Genomic DNA, 17989 nt, shown 5'->3' with positions numbered 1-17989 from the left:
TTCACTCGGGTTTCACGCAACCGATGCGTTCCGGCTGAGCATCGTGTCCCCCAGCACCAGAACGTCCATGTTGGTCCGCAAGAAGCAGTCGAGCGCCTGTTCCGGCGTGCAGACAACAGGCTCGTTTTCGTTGAAAGACGTATTGAGAACCAAGGGAACCCCGGTCAAAGCGTGGAACTCCGAGATCAACGCGTGATAAAGCGGGTTTGTGGTTTGGTGGACGGTTTGCAAACGGCCTGAACCATCCACATGGGTCACCGCCGGTATCGTGGCGCGGCGCTCTTCCCGGATCTGGAAGACCTGCATCATGAAGGGAACGTCGTCGTCCTCCTCGAACCACTCCGCGACAGACTCTGACAAGACCGAAGGTGCGAAGGGGCGGAACGATTCACGCCGCTTGATCTTGGCATTGAGGATGTCCTTCATGTCGGCGCGCCGGGGGTCGCAGACGATAGAGCGGTTGCCCAGCGCCCTCGGCCCCCATTCCATGCGGCCCTGGAACCAGCCCACGACCTGCCCATTTGCGACGGCGTGGGCAGTACGGCGAACGAGCTCAGCCGGCTCGAGCCGAACAGGTTCGCAACCGGCCTGCGCAATCCGCTCGGCAGCATTTGCCAAGGCGGCCGCGATCTGCTCGGGCGAGAAAGCGTCGCCCCAGTAAGCGTGGTCCATGACAAAGCTGCGGACCCCGCCCAGCTGGTGCCAGACCGTAAACGCTGCGCCAAGGGCTCCGCCGGCATCGCCGGCCGCCGCCTGCACATAGACCCGGCGGAAAGGCGTCTGACGCCGGATCTTGCCGTTGGCTACGGAGTTGGCCGCGCACCCGCCTGCCAGCACAATGTCCGTCAGCTTGTGTCTGGCCTGAAGGGTGGTCAGGAGGTGGAAAAAGGCTTCCTCATAGAGCGCCTGCACCGAATGCGCGATGTCCATGTGGCGCTGCAACACCGGCTCGTCCTTCGCACGGCGAGGGCCGAGCAGTTCGAGGAGGCCGGGCGAGAACAGGTCACCGACTTCCGGCATACCGTCTTCCCATTCATAGGCGACCTCTTCCCGATGGTGCCTGAAATAATCAAGGTTGAGCGAATAGCCGCCATTGACCTCCAGATTGACTAATTTGCGAAGTGCAGCAAGGAACGTGGGCTTTCCGTAGGGAGCGAGCCCCATCACCTTGTACTCGTCCCCGTAGTACGGAAACCCAAGGTACTGCGTGACGGCCTGGTAGAGCACACCGAGCGAATGCGGGAAGTAGACCCGCGCATCTACATCGATGCGGGTACCGTGTCCTGCGCCCCACGCCGCCGAGGCAAAGTCGCCGAAGCCGTCCACCGATACGGCAGCGGCATCCTGGAAGGGCGAGACGTGGAAGGCCGATGACAGGTGGGCGATATGATGCTCCACGCTGTGAACCTTCGCCCGGATCCGCTCGCCAGGGAAAGCCTGCGCCAAGAGATCCTCGATGCCCGCCCGGGCGCGCCGGTTTCGGAGCCGGTCCGTCACCAGACTAAGGTCCGGTCGACGCCGGGCAACATAGGCGACCTTGCGCAGGATATTGGCCTTGCTGTCCTGGTTCAGCGCGACGTGGTCGACGTCGGCAATGCCCAGCCCTGCCTGCTTGAGGCAGCTCTTGATGGACTCGGATGGGAACCCTGCCCAATGCTTGACTCGCCGGTAGCGCTCTTCCTCGACCGCCGCCACCAAGCGGCCGTCTCTGACGAGGCACGCGGAACTGTCGCCGTGGAAGGCGTTGATGCCGAGGATGATCATGCAACTTGTCCCGTCATGAAGTTCAGTTTGGGGACGCCTGCTAGCGAGTGGCCGGTGGCTTTGCTGGAGCAGGACGGTGCAGAGGCCGACAGACCTCGCTAAGATGGCGAGCGTCGAACGAAGTTTGGCCGCGAGTCTTTGTGAGCAGAAGACAATGCTTGCGGAAAGGTCCAAAGCCACATCTCAGGAGGAAGACTGAAATGTAGCGTAATAGTGAAAACGAAGCTATTCGACGAACGCCCCGCATTCAACGAACGGCAGGACTGCAGCCCACCGCGGGACTGCACTATTGAATTGATTATGAAAAACCCTTCGCTTTAATTTTCGCCTCGGACGGACGCTTTTGCTCTGGCTCGCGCGGATTGACCTTCCGCTCCTTGCCTAAAGCAACCTGATCGAGCAGTTCGAGCGCAATGCTCACTTCGGCAAAGAGCCGCTGCAAGGCATAGAACCAGCCGGCCCTTCCATCAAAAATGCATCCTTTGCCGATGAGGACGTAGGGTAGGATGAGGAGCGGCGCGATCCAACCTTTGAGCCGGAGGCGATCAATCTTGCCAAGTTCTCCTGGCGCGGCGGTCAGAAGGTGTGCAACTTCCCGCCAAGCATAATTTCGCTGCGACTGGACCCAGCGCGTCAGAGACTTTCGATCGTCGTGCAGGATTGGCGCCAATAGTGACACAACGCGCCCCTCGATGCAGAGGCGATGACCGTGCCCCTCGTCGAGGTACTTGCCAAGACGGTGACGGTAAAGGACGACCCGGGGCGGGTAGAGCGTGCCGCGCAGCGGCTGACCCCATACCGCGTAGATAAAGCGTGCCCGGTAACCGGCGACGGTCGGTTCAGGGCGGATGTTCGTGAGTTCTGCAACGAGTTCGTCTGACAGCACATAATCGGCATCGAGTGACAGAACCCACTCGGTCTTCACGTTTTCCAAGCCGAAATTGCACTGACCCGCGAACGTGTCAAAATCCCTCGTCAAGAGAGAGACGTTCGGGAAGCCAGCAGCGATCTCGAGCGTTCTGTCGCGGCTCCCGCTGTCGACGACAAGCACGCTTTTCACCCACGTCAACTTTGAGAGAGTCCGGTGAAGGTTCGCCTCCTCGTCATGCGTGATGACGAGAGCCGTCAGGTCACGCCCGAAATTCTCGACAGCGCTCACGATGCAGTCTCGCATGGTAGGCCGAATGCAGTTGAAGACGGGCTCAGTGCTCCCGCGTACAGACCTTCCATGATCCGGGCTACGGACGACCATTGATAGCTGGCGCTTGCTGCTGCGCGGCCCCTCTCACCCATGATTCGGGCCTGATCAGGCTGAGACAGAATACGGACGAGAGCGTCGTGAAGACCTTCCGGGCTGGCGTCGGCAACAAGGCCGCATTGCGCATCTTCGAGGATGACGCTCGCCCCAACGCCTCGCGCTGTCACGACCGGCCGCCCATAAGACATTGCCTCAAGAACAACGTTGCCGAAGTTCTCGGACAGAGAAGGTAATACGAAGCAGGCGCAATTCTTGAAGAGCCAAGCCTTGTCCGCTCCCGAAATCTGGCGAGGGAGCACGTGAAGCCTGTTGCCTAGACCAGTTTCCCTCCCGGTCTTTAGGATTTTTCGGTCATACTCGTCTTCCGGTGTCCCGGCCAAAACCAGGTTCGGTCCGGGGATTGTTGCCATCACGCGGACAAGGCTTTCCAGGTTCTTTTTCCAGCTGAGGCGGCCCAGGCAAAGCACATAGGGAATGGCCGTCGCGTTCCGAACGTCTTCGCTGACCCACGTGTCCGCAGTGATCGCCTCGGGGTCATCGACGCCGTTTGGCACGACGCTGACCGCGGGAAGCGAAAGCCCGAACGCCTGAAGGTCTTCGCTCTCGATCCTGGACGTCGTATGGATGAACGACGCATGTTCTATCATCCACTGGTCGAAGAGCTTGATCCAGGCCCATTTGAGCCACCGGCTGCGCTGCCTGATCAACTCCTTCACAAGCATGCCGCGCGGAGAAAGCACAAAAGGTATCCCGTGCCTGTGCGCAAGGCGCGCAGCCACCATCTCTGGCCATAAGAACATCGCGTGTACGTGAACGATGTCGTACGATCCGATCTCCCGCCGCAAAGCCGACGCGAGTTCAGGGGACCGGTACAGACGCCGTCCCAGCCTGGTAGGGAAGTAGCGGACCGTTACGCCGTCCATCGCCACGGCCCTGTCCAGCGGGACGTCCAGTGTGCCCGGGCCATCCACGTTCGTCGTGAACACGTCCACCCGATGGCCGCGGGCGGCGAGCGCCCGCGCGAGTCCGTGGACTGAATAGATGGGACCCCCATACCTGACAGCGGGGAAGTATGTCGGCGTCACCTGGAGAATGTTCACGATAGCGGACCGGCGACGTCGGAGGCGGGCCTTGCGACTTGACTGGAACCGTGTCGGCGGGAGCTGGCGCGTATGCTGAACGCGATGGCCAAGCTGGCGAGAGCGGCCGACGCCATGGACATCACCGTCTCGCTCAGCGAGCCCAGCACCTGCAGGGCGCCAATGCCGACCAGGAGAGTTGACGCGGCTCGCAGCCATCGCCCGTCTGCGAGCGAATTCGCGGCAATCCTGTCCAACGCGCCCAGCATCAGCCCGAATGCGAAGAGTCCCGCGAGCACACCCTCCGTTCCGAAGTTTATGTAGAATTCCATAATATGGCCGATGCCGACGCTGGTATTCTGCTCGAATCTGATGCCGGTTTGTTCGCTGACGAGATCGCCGCTTCCGGCCGTGATCGGCTTGTCCGGCCAAATAGCACGCGGAACTATGGCGATTGCCGCATCCCAGAGCGTCGCTCCATTGAGAAAAGGCGCAGCCTGCGGCGTGTAAAGCATGGCCGCGCCTACCAACTCGTTCTGGTTCAGCCGATCGTTGATCGCGATCAGATGAGTGGGATTGAGAAGATCGAAAGGCGCGAGGTCGCTCAAGACTTTGCCGAGTGCATCGATGCGGACGGAGAGATCGGCTCCTCCCCATACCGTTGCACGGATGGCCTCGCGGTTCTGATAATAGGGTACCCAAAACGAAATCGCGATGAAGATGGCCGCCACCATGCCAACGACAACGCGCCATTTCGGTCTATAAAACGTGCCGACAAACGCCAGGATGATCGAGACCATCACCATTCCAAAGCCGATAAATCCCTGAAGGATCACGGTCACCACAGGGAAGGCTAGCGACGCCAGCAGCCAGCGCGAGAACTGAACCCACTTCCCACCCTGCCAGGCCGCCCAGCACCTGAAGCAGATCCCAATGATCGCGCATTGCTTGCCGACGGCGATCAATGACGTAACGCTCGGCAGGTTATTGACGGCGGTATAGCTAAGCATCCAAGAAACAATACCGACGGCGATATAACGGTTAGCGATCCCGGTTACTCCGTCGACACGGACTGCAACGCCTGGCGAGCGACGAGTTGCGCCCACCTTCGCAGGCACGATGACGGAGCCAATGGTGAAAGCGATCAGGCCATAGGTCGCTTCTCGGAACCCCAGTGCTGTAACGCTGGAGTTGAGGAATGGGCTTGCCGGTGAAACGTGGACGAGTGCACCGATCCAGTAATTGATGACCATTGAGATGAAGTACGAGTAGACGAGCGTACCGCCTCCACTGCGCTTGCCTGAGTTCATGACGCCGAGAAAGATCGGCACCAAACACCAAATCAGCAAATTGGTGATCAGATCGTCGCTTGAATCGCTCACGGAAGAAGCTTCCTGCGCTCGGATCGACGATCAGAAAAGCGGCTCGGGACATGGCACGCCGCCGCCGCTCCCGGCAGAGGCCCGGGTCTGGACAGGACCACCGGAGGCAGACAGCATCGTGCGCAGGCGATCCAGGTAAGTGTTTCCCCCTGCGGTGATGCGGCGCCGCGCATCAACTGCCATCCTCTCCCGCTCGGCCGGGTGCTCGAGCGCCCAAACGGCTTTTGCAATGAGTTCAGGCACTGTCCTGAAGTAGAGGACACACTCGCCATCTCCTCCGAAGATCCGGCGATGATCCGCAGTGTCCTCGGCAACAATGAAGCCTCCGGCAGCTGCTATCTCGAAGGTCCGCATGACATGTCCGTCGCGGTTGGCCCGCCTCACAAGGCAGATGTTGACCGGCGCGCGCCAAGTTTCAGCAACGATGGTACGGATATCACAATTCCCAGCCCAGTAGCGCTTCAATACCGGGTGCCTGTCCCAGTAGCCCCCGAAAAGCTTCAGTTTAAGACCGCTCTCCGCGACTGCCTGCATGATCGGAACGCGGTCTCGGTCCGCTCCTCCCACAAAGAGTATGTCGCAGTCGGGCGGCTGACGATGCTCCGGCATCGGAGGTATCAGTTGAGTATCGAAGGCAAAGGGGAGTACGCGAACATCCCGGCAGCCAAGCTGCCGAAAATCGTCCAATGTGTCCGCCCTCGGCGTGAAGACAGTCGTGTACCGCCGCAGCGCTTCCATGAACCAGGTTGCGCGGTAGGCAGGATTCCAGGGGTCGTCGGTCGAATAGTTCAAGACCAAGGCGCCGCAGTTCCGGACACGGTCCAGGGCGGCTGCCGTAACGGGCGCCTGCCCGATGCAGGCGACCCAGCGAGGGCGACAGGCCAGTGCAGCTGCAACGGCGTGGTCAGAGAACGTCTGCAAGCGCGGAGGCCGGCGTCCTCCGAGCCTCCAGGTGATGGCCCGCACCAGACGGGGACTGTTGAATGCAGCCGAGCTGTCGAGCACCTCGACGCCGATTCCGTCGGCCAGTGCTGCCCGATGGAGGCTGGACGCGACGTGCGTGTTCCCTGTTGGTCCAATGAGAAGCAGTTCAGTCCGTGCCACGGGTACTCTCCAGGAGCGTACGAACGGCAGCGATTGTCGAATCGACGGCCTGCTTCATCGAATAGTCCGACGACACCAGTGCGTATGCGTTCTGCGCGAGCCCACGCCGCACCTGCGGATCGGCTAGTCGAAGCATCGCGGCGCAAAGCGCGTCTCTGTCGGCAAAGGGAACCACCAGGCCCGTCTCACCGTCGCGCACCAGATCGCCAGCACAACCCACGCGCTCCGAGACGATAGCTGTCCGCTCGCAGATCATCGCCTCGTTGATGACGAGACCCCAGGTTTCACCGAAGTCGGACGGCAGAACGATGAAGTCACCGGCAACATAGGCGCGCACAATCTCGCTCTGGTTCAAAAATCCGGCAAACGTAACGGGAGCCCCAACCGCCTGCGCAAACTGGCGGGCCATCTCCATCTGATCGCCCGTCCCCACGATCAGCCCGTGGATGGGCATTCCCCTTTCGTAGGCCATTCCCAGTGCCCCGATGAAGTCGAAGACGCGCTTCTTCTCCTCCAGTTTGCCCACGAACAAGGCGCAACTCGCACCAGCCGGGATGCCCCATCCCTGCCGGATTTCTTCGCGGTGGATCCGCAACTCACGTGCCTGGGCACCAAAGCGCTCGTTTTCGACGACGTATCTCGCAGCCAGGACGCGATCCTTCGGGAGCCCCGCATTGCGAAAGAAGTTCATACTGCCGGTACCGACTGCGAGCGCCGCGTCGGCCTGGCTGACATAGGCGCGGTGCAAGAGCCGGACGAGACGTGGCCGCTCGCGCCGATCGTTGGAATCGCCCCGGAAAATGACCGGTATGTGCCGCAGTCTGCAGGCCAGAAACGCCTGCACCAAGGACACGTGCTGCCATCCCATGATCATCGCGATGTCTGGCTTATACGCGCTCAAGACCATCCCGATCCCCTTCGCCTGAGGACGGAAAAAATCCGGGAGCCCGGGGAAGCGGTCCGATCCTTCAACGACTTCGTTCGGATAGCCGTCGCGAAGAGGAACGTCCCAGGAAAATGGAACGCCGAACCCCCTGCCCTGTCGTTCTGCCGTCGGCAGGAAGGAAAAGAATACCTTGAGATCGAGCAAGCCACAGTCGTACAGCGCCTTGAACCACGGCGCCTGATACTGGATCGGGTGTGTGGTGAAGACGGCCAACCGAGGTAGCCTTCCCTTGGCGGCAGACGTACCGGGCGCATCTGCTCTGGTATGCTCCAGCGTGGTCATTGGGAACTGCTCGGCGTCTCATCCTCAAGGACACGCAGGACTGGCCCGAACTCGGTTTCGTAGTTCCATGTGGATGCGATCGCCTGCCGGCCCCGTTCGCCGCACGCCCTGACCTGTTCCGGGTTGCTGACACACCACTGCATGCTGCGGAAGAGCGACTCCTCGTCCGACGGGTCGCAGGCCAGACCATAGCCGGGCACATCGAAGGCGTTCCGCCACTCCGGAGTATCGGAGACGAGCACCATCTGGCCGACGGCCATGTAGTCGAACACCTTGTTTGATGCCCCGACCATGAAGGCCATGTTCACGTCATCGCTCTCGTTCGGCATGAAGGAGAGCCCCACATCTGCACGCGAAGCGGCTGCAAGGGCGTCCTTGCGTCCGACAGCTCCGGCGTAGGTGACCCGATTGGCCACTCCGAGACGCTGGGCCAACTCGAGGAACTGCGCCACATAACCTTTGCTGCCCAGCGTTTCGTAACCGACGAGCACGAACTGCGGTTCGCCAGTCAAACGGCTGAACGCATGCAGGAAAGTGAATGGCAGGCGCGCGGCGTTCAGGCTGCCATGGTAGTAGAAAGTCACCGGTCCATTCAGCGGCTCGCGAGGCGGGCTCACTTCGGTGCGGGTCGGGCAGTTCCAGACTATGAGCGCCGGACGCTCCGAGGCCAGCCTCTTTCGGAAGATGGCAAGCCGTTGTGCCTGCGGAAATACGATCAGATCAGCTGATTGCGCCAGCCTGCCACGCTGTCGATGCAAAAAGCTCTGGAACAGATTACGCTTTTGATCGTCCGAAGGTGAGTCGTGCTCATGATACAGAATTCGCGCCCCCGTAATAAATCTGGCGATCAATGCTGGACCGCAGGAAAAGAAGTCCGACGCATAGATCCAATCTGGCTTGACATTTAAACAGACCCACAGAGCCCAGATAAGATACTGGATGTAGGATAGTTTTGTTCCAAGAGGACGGACACTCCGGATCATGGTTTTCGAAACAATGCCGTAGTGAACTGGCATCGAGAATACGGTGTTCCGGTCTTTCTCAACTCCCAGAAGCGTGCAGCGCCAGCCACGCTCGGCTAGTATCCATGAGGAGTGTTCCAGTGGCGGGTACTCCGCTGGACTGGTAAACTGCAGGTATACAATCTGGCGTTGCTTCGACCGCCGGACCACAGAGTCCACGTGGAGCATCTCTGACAAGTGCCGCGCTGAGGTCACGCGACTGGCGCGTGACGGTAGGAAGGATCGATGGCGCACCCGAGAACGCTCTCGTAGAGGGCAGCGGTTTCGCTCACCACGTCGTCCACGGTCCTGGGCTGTCTCACCCCAGATCTGAGAGCGCGAAGTCGCGAAGGATCGTCCAGAAGCTGATTCAGCATCACGCGCCACGTGCGGGGATCGTCGTCATTGACAAGGAGGCCGTCAACGCCGGCACGAACCAGTTCAGCAATGCCTCCTCGCGAGGATCCAATGACCGGCACGCCTGCAGCGAAGGCTTCGAGAACAACAAGCGGGCCCGTCTCAAGCCAGCGCGAAGGCACGGCAAGAAGATCATATCCGCGCATTACCTCAACAACGTGCTCCTGTGCGACCGGCTCGCAGAGCCGGATGCGGGAATCCGACCCAATCTGCTCAGATATCCTGGCGAGGTACCGATCCGAACGGCTTTGGACGACGGCGTAAAGATCCAGAAACACGGGCTGACCGGCCATCTGCCTTACCGCCTCGATCAGGATGTCGGGCCCCTTGGTCCAGTGGAGTCGTCCGAAGTAAGCGATGCGCAGCGTTTTTTCGTCCGAGCGCACGCGCTGGACCGCGTGGCCATCCGCCGATGCGAGGCCGTCAACTAGCCCGGGATGATCTACACCCTGCCTGCACGTTGAGAGCAGCTTTTCGGGCACGCCGTTACGCAACAGCACCTCACGGACCCAATTGCAAGTCGCGATCACATGGTCTGCCGCGTCCATTGTGCGCCTGAACCGGCTCTGAGCGTTCTTGATCAACATTCCTGACCTGAGAGCTGTACCGCTCCGGCGAGAGGGCACAAGACGCGCGAGATGGTCTGTCGCCGCGGGCGGAGCGAGCGCCAGCAGGTCGGCAAACGGGCGCTCAAGGCCATGTCCCTGAAGGGTGCAGGCCGAACAGCGCAGGCGCCTGAGCGCCCCGTCGCATGGAGCCTGTCCGAAGAGCATCATGTCTCCCCGCGAGCAGCTCGCGGTGGGCGTATGATACGTATAGATCACCTTCGCACCCGCCTCCCGTGCCAGGTCGAAGAGCGAAACGGATATCGCCGACGACAGGGCATGGAAATGGACGATGGCAGGCTTTGTCTCCGCAAGCAGCGCCTTGAACTCGGAGGCGGCGTGCGGATCGGGAACACCATAGGCATTCTCGACGGAGGGACTGGACGTCACCGCAAACCGAGACACTGGTATTCCATCGTGGACGTAGCTTTGGGTCTGGGAAGCTGGCGCGGAAATAATCGGAAAAAACCCTCTGCCTGTGAGACCTTTGGCTAGACCACGAACAAATATCTCTGTCCCGCCCGCGGGATCAGGAAAGTACGTGTAGGGCACAAGTAGGACGCGCCGGTTTCGCTCTGCAGCCGAGCGCTCGGATTTCTGAGCCCCATTGAGCATTGCTATTCCAAGTGTCGGCACCCGAAACGCTCAAGCGCTGACACTAGCTTTGTCCAGCGACGGCATTCCCAGGTCAGACGATCCTCCGGCCTCGGCAGGCCTATGTCGGACGACCTCGCCTCTAAAGGAAACGACCCCGTTGATCTGTGCAGGATACAGGGTCATGGACTCACTCCCACTCTGTCGCGAGCCGAGGAAAATTCGGCCAAGGTCGACGACCCTGAAACCGCCGGGACATCTAGCCCAAATGACCAGATCGTACTCGGAGGGGTTAAGAATGCTGTGATCGAATACAATGCTGAAGTGCGCCGGTTCGTTTATCCCAAAATCAAGGCCCGCCGAGCAACGAAGATCCATGATCCCAACTCTTGTCCCAGTAATTGTTAGCACCACAACGCAAAGCTCGTCAAATCTGACAGCGTCGGATGAAGTAAGCGTGATGTCGAGCGTCGCCATTCTCCTGTCAATCTCAAGCACCGGCGGAGAGATGCTGAGCACAAACCCGGAGAAAGCCACGTCCAGTTCTGCCTTGACGCTCGATGTGGCGCTTAGATAATTGTTGACGACATCCCCGACATTTCCTTGATGTGTAATTTGTCCACGATCCAGACATATCGCGCTTTGACAGAAACGTTGTACAACATCGATATTATGGCTGACAAACAACACTGTACGGCCTCCGCTCGCAACTTCTTCAATCTTTCCAAGACATCTTTTCTGAAACTCAGTGTCTCCTACCGCAAGAACCTCGTCGATAACCAGGATCTCAGGTTCCAGGTGGGCGGCTACTGCGAACGCCAACCTGACATACATGCCACTTGAGTAGCGCTTCACTGGCGTATCCAGAAAACGCTCTACCCCCGCGAAATCGATGATTTCGTCAAACTTGCGACGGACCTCGGCGCGAGTCATGCCCAGAATCGCTCCGTTTAGGTAAATGTTCTCTCGTCCTGTAAGCTCGGGGTGAAAGCCCGTGCCGACCTCAAGCAGGCTCGACACACGGCCATCCAGTGTGATCCGCCCTGTGCTCGGATCCGAGATTCTCGAAAGAATTTTCAGAAGCGTTGACTTTCCAGCCCCGTTACGTCCGATGACGCCAACCACATCACCTTGAGCCACAGTGAACGTGACGTCCTTCAGCGCCCAGAATTCTTCAATATTTTGAACATTGTTGGCGGGCGTTGGTCGTTTCCGGCGGAAGACACGAGCGGCAAGGTCGGAAGTTGATCGCGCGATGACGTCACGTAAGGCAGTATAACTTTCGCCGCCAGCGACCTGCCCCAGGATGTAGCGCTTGCCGAGGTTCTCGGCACGAATGACGGGATTGCTCATGTCAGATCGTGTCCGCAAAGGTTCGTTCGGTTTTTCGGAAGTAGTTGAGGCCGATCCAAAGGAACCCGACCGCGATCAGAACACTGAGCACAAAGCCAGGAAGATAGATTTCACTGTCGCCGCCGAGGAGACACCAGCGAAAGCCATCGACGACGCCGACGACGGGGTTGAGACTGTACAGAAGGCGCCACTTCTCAGGCACTGTGGACGTCGAGAAGCCAACCGGGGATACGTAGAGTCCGAACTGCACGACGAACGGTATGATGTAACGGAAGTCGCGATAGCGAACGTTCAGGGCCGCCATCAGTAATGATGGCCCCATGCTGGCGACGAGCGCGAGCACGATGAAGGCAGGCAGCAGGACGATCCTCGGATTGGGAGCGTAGCTGAACCACAGCATCAGGACCACGAACATCAGCATGTTGATGCCGAAGTCGACGAGTGCCACGACCGCACTTGCACCCGGAATGATCAGTCGAGGAAAATAAACCTTGCTGATAAGCTGCGAATTCGAAACCAAACTGTTCGACGAGTCAGCGAGGATCGACGAGAACAGGAACCAAGGGAGCATGCCAGCGAAAACCAGGAGGGGGTAAGGGGCCTTCCCGTCGCTGGGCATCGCCGCGATGTGGCCGAAGATGATTGTGAATATCACCATCGTAATAAACGGGCGCAGCAGCGCCCAGATCACGCCCAGGACGGTCTGCTTGTAGCGCACAGAGATATCGCGCCAGGCCAAGATCGCGAACAGTTCGCGGTACGCCCACAGATCACGCCAGTAATGGGTTTGTGATCGTCCTGGCTCCAGGACGAGTTGGCGCGGCATCGGAATTGTATCGGTCATGAATGTGTTCCAAGGACGCGTGCAACCAATGCCCGCGTGCGCTGCTGAAATCCTGCGCGGCCGAAGCGTGCCCGGGCTGCATGCGACAGTGCGGACGAAGCGGACGCTGGGGTAGAAAGAGCCTGCTTCAGACCCTGAGCCATGTCGGTCGGACCGTCCCTGTCGAGCGCGATTCCGTCAGTGAGGGCATCCAGGGCTCCAGCCCTGGCAAGCCCCAAGGCCGGTGTTCCACAGGCCATGGCTTCCAGAAAGACGATCCCGAAGCCCTCTCCCGTGGATGGCAGAGCGAAGAGGTCGGCAGCACGATAGAGATCGGGAAGTTCAGCGGACGGAACAGCGCCGCGGAAGACGACCCGGTTGTAAACCCGCATCTCTGCCGCGAGCTCCTCAAGACGTGCCCGATCGTCCCCAGCACCAGCCACGACATAGCGAACATCGAGCCCTTGCGCGACCAGCTCCGGCAGTGCGGCGATCACCCTGTCCTGCCCCTTGTAGCGCTCGCGCGGGTCGAGGCGGCCGACGCTCAGGATGACCTTCTCCGGGCCGAAGCCGAAGCGGGCGCGGGCGGCCGCGCGGTCACCGGGGTGGAACTGCTCGCCGACCGTGTTCGGAAGAACCACGACACGCTCTGGCGCGATGGCTGCCCAGGAGAGGAGCTTCGCGCGGGAGTAGCGGCTCACGCACAGGACGAGATCGGCACCTTCGACGGCCTTGCGGCGCGAGGCGGAAGGGGCGTCCCACCCTTCAATGCCGTGCAGCTGGATGACCAGTTTGGCGCCCGTGATCCGCGCCGCGAGGGCTGCTAGAGGCGCCATGTAGAGATGACCGCAGAAGATGACCTGCGGCCGAGACTTCAGGGCGGACCACACTGAAACGACAGCGTAGTGGAACTTGCTGAGGAGGGCCGGGCCCTGCCACAGGCCGTTTGGAAGGTTTTGCGCCGGATCAGGCGCAAGGCGCGGCAGAACCGCGATCCGCATCGAAGGCGCCAGTGCCGACAGCAGGTCGCGATTGTACTGCGCGATTCCGCCCCGGCCGCCATAGGCCTCGGTCACCAGCGCCAGCATGGAGGGAGCGGCGCTCATGCCGCGATCGGGCTCCCGCCGAGCTGCGGTGCGGCGAAGACAAGGCGGGACCAGTGGCGTGACGCAAGACCCTTCGAGTGCAGGGTAGCCGAGTCGCGCGGTGCATCCAGACGATCCGCCTCCGCTGCCATCCAGGCCGCGGTGGGCACCACGAAGCCGGTCTTGGCCCGGTCCGCCACCGACGCCGGAAGCGGAACCGACGGCGCCAAGGCGAGCGCCCGCTTGCCCTGCCCCGGCGCAAGTCCCGGGATCACGGGTGCGAGGTCACGCAGCAGCGCGGCATCGACGAGCGGTGTTCGGATCTCGACGCTCTGCGCCATTCCGGCCCAGTCGGCATCCCGCAGCAGCTGATCACGCATGTAATGCGAGGATTCCAGCGCGCAGACACGCCCCATATCGGTGCCGGGATCCGGGCGCAGCGTGGCGGCCAGTCGCCCCAGCGGCGTCAGGCGGTGCAGGCCTTCGCGCACGAGATCCGGCTCGAGCATCGCACCGAGTTCGGAGGGCATGAACAGGCCGCGGCGCAGTATGTAGGCGCCTTCCCAGCTGCCGGCGAGTTCGAACATCGACAGCGCCTTCGGCTGGCGACGCGCGAAACCGGGGATGACGCGGGACGCAACGGCGCGCACGGCGCGGCCGAACCCGGGTATGCGGGCCAGCGGACCAAATCTGCGCCGCCAGGCTGGCAGATCCCGAAAACTCGGATAGCCGCCGAGCAGCTCGTCTCCGCCCAGCCCGGAGAGCGCGACCTTGAGGCCCGCCTCCCGCGCCGCCTTGGCGACGAACCAGGTGTTGACCCCGTCGACCGAAGGCTGGTCCATCGCGGCCAGAATGGCCGGCAGGTCCTGCCGGAATTCCTGCTCCGATACGGCACGGACGATCTGCTCCGCGCCATACTGACGAGCCACTTCGGCCGCCAGGGGAGCCTCGTCCTCCGGTCCGCCGCGGAACTCTGCGAAGGTGAGAGTCACGGCCCGCGGCCTGGCCCCGAGATCGGCCATGAGGCCCAGCAGGGCGCCGGAATCGATGCCCGCGGAGAGGAAGACACCCACCTCGACATCCGCAAGGAGATGCGCGCGCACACTGTCACGCACGGCGGTGCCGATGGCGCCACCGACGTTCCCGGAGGAAGGCCGCTCGCGGCCTTCCGCCAGCGTCCCTGCCACGGTTGCATAGGCGCGCGGCTCACGCGGACCGAGCCAGTCGACGACCATGACGTGGCCCGCCGGCAGGGCACGCACGTCGCGGTAAAGGCTGAAGGGCTCGGGCACGTGTCCCCAGAGATGGAACCCGACGATGCCCGCAGGCTCGGGATCGCGCGAAACGTTGCCGCCGGCCAGAAGCGCCTTCACCTGGCTGGCGAAGCGAAAGGTCCAGCCATCATTGGCGTAGTAGAGCGGCTTGATGCCATAGGGGTCACGGGCGAGCACCATCCTGCGCTCGAGCGAGTCCCAGATCGCCAGCGCGAACATGCCGCGCAGCTCGGTCAGCATGGACTCGCCGGAGCGCGCGAAGAGGTGCAGCAGCACCTCCGTGTCGCTCGTCGACCGAAAGTGGACACCCTCCCCTTCCAGCCGCGCGCGCAACTCGGGATAATTGTAGATCTCGCCGTTGAAGACGACCGTGTAGCGCCCGTCCGCGCTGTGCATGGGCTGCGTGCCGCCCTCGGACAGGTCGATGATCGACAGCCGCCGATGGCCGAAGCCGATACGCCGGTCCTGCGACCACCACGCGCCCGCCCCGTCGGGACCACGGGCCGCCATCGAGTCCCGGGTGGCCAACAGCTCCGCCTCGGCGGGCGCGCTGGCCGCGTCGTGATAGGCGTAGACGCCGTTGATGCCGCACATGGGGAGGTCTCAGGCTCCGGCGTGCTGGCCAGAGGCGACGAGTGGCCCTTGCACGGGAGCCTGCGATTTCCGCGGAGCGTATGAAGCATCGAAGCGGGAACAGTGCCAGGACCATGCGTCCGCCAGGATCCCGCGCAGCCCCGACCGCTCGGGCCTCCAGCCAAGCACGCTTCGGGCTGCGCGCGAGCTCGCGACGAGGCAGGCAGGGTCCCCTGCGCGCCTGGGCACCATCCTGCACGGTATGGGACCACCGACGATCGCTTCAGCTTCCCGGATAACGCCCGCAACCGAGGCTCCGTGCCCCGTACCAAGGTTGAACGCCCTTGTTCTCCCGCCGTGGAGCAGGTATTCGAGCGCCTTCACGTGAGCGGAGGCAAGATCCTCGACATGGACATAGTCACGGACCGCGGTCCCGTCCTCGGTCGGATAGTCTGACCCGAAGACATCGACATGACCGCGGCGCCCACAGGCCGCATCGAGGACAAGGGGGATCAAGTGCGTTTCCGGGTCGTGATCCTCACCGATCTCTCCGGAAGGGGTCGCGCCTGCCGCATTGAAGTAGCGCAGCCTGACCGACGAGATCCCGTAAGCGTGGGAATAGTCGTCCATCATCCCTTCGGCAGCCAGTTTGGATGCGCCATACGGGTTGACGGGGTGCTTGGCCTGATCCTCTCCGATCGGCAGCACGTCGGGTTGTCCATAGACGGCACAAGTCGAGGAAGCGACGATCGTGCCGACGCCGGCCCGCCGCATCGCGTCGAGCAAGACGCGTGTCCCGCCCACATTGACGTCCCAGTAAGGACCGGGGTCCCCGACAGACGGACCAACCAAAGCAAGAGCGGCAAGGTGAAGAACCGCGATGGGACGGTGCTGGCTCATCGCAGCCGAAAGCGCCGCACCGTCACGGATATCAGCGACGACGAGCGGTCCCCATCGGACGAATTCAAGATGCCCGGTAGACAGATTGTCCAAGGTCACCGGCAGGAAACCTTCTTGCGACAGCGCTTTGCAGCAATGGCTGCCGATATAGCCGGCGCCCCCGGTGACCAGGATGGCGCGTGTTCTGTCGTTCATGGGACGCAACACTCCGGAAGTCAGCGGGAGCCGAAGCCCGTCAGGATGGTGCGGAGCGTCTTCACAACGATGATGACGTCCAGCCAGAACGAAAAGTTCTTGATGTAGTAGAAGTCGTATTCAAGCTTCAGCCGTGCAGCGTCGGGAGATGCCACATTTCCCTGGTTCACCTGCGCCCAGCCGGTGATGCCGGGACGTACGATGTGGCGGTAACTGTAGAAGGGCACCTCCGCGTCGTACCATTCGGCAAGGGAAAGCGCTTCAGGCCTGGGACCGATCCAGCTCATCTCCGCGCGCAAGATGTTGAACGCCTGCGGAAGTTCGTCAAATCGGTACTTTCGCAGGAACGCCCCAAGGCGGGTGATCCGGTTGTCGGCCGCTTGGGTGAAGTCCGGGCCGGCTGCCTCCGAGCGCTGACGCATGGTGCGCAACTTGAAAACGGTGAAGGGTCTTCCCCCCTTGCCGATCCGCTGTTGGTAGAAAAACGCAGGACCGGGGCTATCAAGCTTCACGGCGATGCACAGCACCAGAATAGCCGGCAGGAGCACCGGCATGATCAGCAGCGTCGCAAGCATGTCGAGCACGACCTTTATTCTGGGATAGCTGAGATGGCCCAGGAAGGCACCGATCGTGTTTTCCGAGAGATGGTCAACCGCGACGCGACCGGTCATCATCTCGTTGAATTGCTTTATATGAAACACGGGTCGACCGGCCAAAGCCGTCTCGGCCATATATCGCTCCCAGGCAGGGTCCATCGCGTTGCGAATATCGACAACGATGCCGCTGAAGATATCTGCCCGGTTTGGCACGCCATCGAGCTTGACCAGCCGGATCCTCGAAACCCAGTCCGGAATTGTAATCTCCGACCTGCAGTTTGGCGCAATCCCGAAGGTCAAGACGTTGCGTCGGCGCCGGACCATCAGGAAAACTTCGGTAGCAACGGCGCTGGCAACGAAACTCGAGATGAACTGCTGCGATGAAAACGCCACGCGGGCAGCCGTCAGCATCAAATCTACAGCGCCGAACGAAGATGCAAGCCCGACAAAAACCCATGTGACCGTGCGGACGAGGGGAAATGTAAGTACGGATGAGATGAAGAGCAGTCCAGCTAGAATGGCCACAGTAGACCAAAAGGTCGTAATGATGACCACGGAAAAGCCGTGCTGGGGAGAGCCGAACCCCCATGATGACATCGCCGCCGGGAGCAACACTGCCATCGTGAGCCCCAGGGAGAGGACCGAGGCTGAGAACGTGTCCACATGACCCGGACCGCACGATGCGATCTCGCCCGGTGCAGGAGCGAGAGCGCTTGGCCCGCGCTGTTCCTGATTGAAGGTGATGCTCATGATCTGAT

Annotated in this window: 14 protein-coding genes; all 14 read right to left on the bottom strand. The window is 61.4% G+C overall.

Annotated features, from left to right (window positions below; genetic code table 11):
- Nucleotides 1–12: 12 nt before the first annotated feature.
- Nucleotides 13–1764, bottom strand: a complete 1752-nt coding sequence (locus AC5JCN_RS01515; RefSeq protein ID WP_495753235.1) for a carbamoyltransferase family protein — start codon at nucleotides 1762–1764, stop codon at nucleotides 13–15.
- 298 nt (nucleotides 1765–2062) lie between these two features.
- Nucleotides 2063–2923, bottom strand: coding sequence for a glycosyltransferase family 2 protein (locus tag AC5JCN_RS01510; protein WP_495753234.1), 861 nt, complete (start codon nucleotides 2921–2923; stop codon nucleotides 2063–2065).
- Nucleotides 2920–4107 (bottom strand): glycosyltransferase, encoded by a 1188-nt coding sequence (locus tag AC5JCN_RS01505; protein WP_495753725.1) that lies wholly within the window; start codon nucleotides 4105–4107, stop codon nucleotides 2920–2922. The genes AC5JCN_RS01510 and AC5JCN_RS01505 overlap by 4 nt, the downstream gene beginning before the upstream one ends.
- Nucleotides 4108–4118: 11 nt before the next feature.
- Entirely contained in the window at nucleotides 4119–5483 is a 1365-nt protein-coding gene (locus tag AC5JCN_RS01500; protein WP_495753233.1) for a DUF8712 domain-containing protein, read from the bottom strand.
- A 30-nt stretch (nucleotides 5484–5513) separates the two neighbouring features.
- The gene (locus AC5JCN_RS01495) at nucleotides 5514–6275 is read right to left on the bottom strand and encodes a CgeB family protein (RefSeq protein WP_495753232.1); all 762 of its coding nucleotides are present in this window, start codon (nucleotides 6273–6275) and stop codon (nucleotides 5514–5516) included.
- Nucleotides 6276–6573: 298 nt separating this feature from the next.
- On the bottom strand, nucleotides 6574–7815 hold the full coding sequence (locus AC5JCN_RS01490; protein ID WP_495753231.1) for a glycosyltransferase: 1242 nt from the start codon (nucleotides 7813–7815) through the stop codon (nucleotides 6574–6576).
- Nucleotides 7812–8831, bottom strand: coding sequence for a glycosyltransferase (locus AC5JCN_RS01485; protein ID WP_495753230.1), 1020 nt, complete (start codon nucleotides 8829–8831; stop codon nucleotides 7812–7814). The genes AC5JCN_RS01490 and AC5JCN_RS01485 overlap by 4 nt, the downstream gene beginning before the upstream one ends.
- 197 nt (nucleotides 8832–9028) lie before the next feature.
- Entirely contained in the window at nucleotides 9029–10453 is a 1425-nt protein-coding gene (locus AC5JCN_RS01480; protein WP_495753724.1) for a glycosyltransferase, read from the bottom strand.
- A gap of 30 nt (nucleotides 10454–10483) precedes the next feature.
- On the bottom strand, nucleotides 10484–11785 hold the full coding sequence (locus AC5JCN_RS01475) for an ABC transporter ATP-binding protein (protein ID WP_495753229.1): 1302 nt from the start codon (nucleotides 11783–11785) through the stop codon (nucleotides 10484–10486).
- Between the two features lies 1 nt (nucleotide 11786).
- The gene (locus tag AC5JCN_RS01470) at nucleotides 11787–12629 is read right to left on the bottom strand and encodes an ABC transporter permease (protein WP_495753228.1); all 843 of its coding nucleotides are present in this window, start codon (nucleotides 12627–12629) and stop codon (nucleotides 11787–11789) included.
- Entirely contained in the window at nucleotides 12626–13714 is a 1089-nt protein-coding gene (locus AC5JCN_RS01465; RefSeq protein WP_495753227.1) for a glycosyltransferase family 4 protein, read from the bottom strand. Before AC5JCN_RS01465 ends, AC5JCN_RS01470 begins: the two co-directional genes overlap by 4 nt.
- Nucleotides 13711–15561 carry an asparagine synthase (glutamine-hydrolyzing) gene (gene asnB / locus AC5JCN_RS01460; protein WP_495753226.1) on the bottom strand — a complete coding sequence of 617 codons (1851 nt, stop codon included), beginning with the start codon at nucleotides 15559–15561 and terminating at the stop codon, nucleotides 13711–13713. Before asnB ends, AC5JCN_RS01465 begins: the two co-directional genes overlap by 4 nt.
- 9 nt (nucleotides 15562–15570) lie before the next feature.
- A complete protein-coding gene (gene galE, locus AC5JCN_RS01455; RefSeq protein WP_495753225.1) occupies nucleotides 15571–16647 on the bottom strand; it encodes a UDP-glucose 4-epimerase GalE in 1077 nt (358 codons plus the stop codon).
- 8 nt (nucleotides 16648–16655) lie between these two features.
- Nucleotides 16656–17981 (bottom strand): sugar transferase, encoded by a 1326-nt coding sequence (locus AC5JCN_RS01450; protein WP_495753224.1) that lies wholly within the window; start codon nucleotides 17979–17981, stop codon nucleotides 16656–16658.
- Nucleotides 17982–17989: the final 8 nt, after the last annotated feature.

The organism is Alsobacter sp. (genome assembly GCF_059501845.1).
The sequence above is the reverse complement of the archived record's forward strand: the minus strand, read 5'-3'. Positions and strand labels throughout refer to the sequence as shown.